Consider the following 265-nt stretch of genomic DNA (forward strand, 5'->3'; position numbering starts at 1 on the left):
CAATACGACTGACTGGGCGATTGATTTTATCAACCAAACTGCCAGATCGCTCTTGGGCATTGCAGATGATGATCTGATGTCTGGCATCGATTATTTTGGGGCGGATTTTTGTCAGCAGATTGGTCGATTGACTGCGACCGAGCCATCATTAACTCTCTACCAGCATCAGGATCTGACAGGCAGCTTATTACAGCTGACCGTCACATATCTAAACCCAGCCCAAGTCGGCATCGTTATCAAAGACCACACACGAATACAGCAGCTG

Annotated in this window: 1 protein-coding gene; it reads left to right on the forward strand. The window is 47.5% G+C overall.

Annotated features, from left to right (window positions below; genetic code table 11):
* Positions 1 to 265: hypothetical protein (locus QSV46_RS39970; RefSeq protein ID WP_314964129.1), on the forward strand; the 265-nt coding region annotated here is incomplete at both ends.

It is taken from the genome of Bradyrhizobium cosmicum (assembly GCF_032290525.1).
Taxonomy (GTDB): domain Bacteria; phylum Pseudomonadota; class Alphaproteobacteria; order Rhizobiales; family Xanthobacteraceae; genus Bradyrhizobium; species Bradyrhizobium cosmicum_A.